We start from the raw sequence: 1,309 nt of genomic DNA on the forward strand, positions 1-1,309 counted from the left end.
GTGGGAGCGGGCTTGCTCGCGAAAGCGGTGTGTCAGCCGCCACATGCCGTGGCTCACCCACCGCGTTCGCGAGCAAGCCCGCTCCCACATTTAGACCTCATTCAGCCTGACCCACCGCTCCTCCTTGGCCGACACCCGAATCGCCGCCGCCAACCGCTCAACCTCCCAAGCCGCCGCAAAATCCGTCCCGTCACTGCCCTTGCCGGCCAACGCCATCACCAACTCATGCACCTCCAGCGTCTTCAACTCGTTGTACCCCAACTGATGCCCCGGCGCCGGACTGAACGCCGCATACCCTGGCAACGAAGGCCCCGCCAACACCCGCTGAAACCCCTCCTGCCCAACCCGAAACAGCTGCAATTCATTCAACCGTTCCTGATCAAACAACAACGTGCCCCGCGTGCCACTGATCTCAAAGCTCAGGTGATTCTTATACCCATGCTTCAGCCAGCTACTGCTCACCGTCCCCCGTGCCCCATTGGCAAACCGCAACAACGCATGCACCTGGTCATCCACCGCAATCTCCCGCAGCGTCTCACTCCCGGCGGTGGCAGGCCGCTGCCCGTGCACCGTTTGCGTATCGGCACACACACTCACCACATCCCCCACCAAATAGCGCGCCATGGACAGTAAATGACTGCCCAGATCCGCCAACGCACCGCCGGCATGTCCCACCTCACAGCGCCAAGACCACGGCGACGCCGAATCCGCCATGAAATCCTCGCTGAACTCCCCCTGAAAACTGATGATCTCCCCCAACTCACCGCGGGCGATCAACTGCCGGGCCAAACCAATCATCGGGTTGTGCTGATAGTTGTAACCCACCCGCGTCACCACCCCGGCCTTGCTCGCCGCATCACGCATCGCGGCCGCCTGCTCCAGGCTCACCGCCAGCGGCTTCTCGCAATACACCGCCTTGCCCGCCGCCAGCGCAGCCATGGCCATGGGGTAGTGCAAATGGTTGGGAGTAGTGATGGCGACAACATCCACCTTGGGATCGTCAATCAACTGCTGCCAGTCGCCATGGGCCTGGGCAAACCCCCAGTCATTGGCGCAGCGTATTGCGCGCTCGGCATCGGCATCGGCCAGGGCGGCCAGCGTGAGCTTCACCGGCAGCTCGAACACCGCCCGCGCGTTATTAAACGCCAAGGCGTGGGCACGCCCCATAAAGCCTGTACCAATCAGGCCGATTCCGAGTTTGCGCATAGCCGGGTTCCTTCGAATTATTGTATTGAGAAGCCTATTTATGGAATAAATATTCCCAAAACTCAACACATAGAATAAAAATTCATTCTCGACGACCACACTT

The 1,309-nt window shown here is 60.5% G+C and carries 1 protein-coding gene; it reads right to left on the bottom strand.

What is annotated here, in order from left to right; all coding sequences use genetic code 11:
• Positions 1 to 90: 90 nt before the first annotated feature.
• Positions 91 to 1,206: a Gfo/Idh/MocA family protein gene (locus tag HX873_RS31315; protein ID WP_177123838.1), complete on the bottom strand. Its 1,116-nt coding sequence runs from the start codon at positions 1,204 to 1,206 to the stop codon at positions 91 to 93.
• Positions 1,207 to 1,309 lie beyond the last annotated feature (103 nt).

Source organism: Pseudomonas sp. P7758 (assembly GCF_013386485.1).
GTDB lineage: Bacteria > Pseudomonadota > Gammaproteobacteria > Pseudomonadales > Pseudomonadaceae > Aquipseudomonas.

Excerpts from the sequence above, each read along its gene's own strand:
- HX873_RS31315 (WP_177123838.1), bottom strand. The coding sequence starts at position 1,206 with ATGCGCAAACTCGGAATCGGCCTGATTGGTACAGGCTTTATGGGGCGT.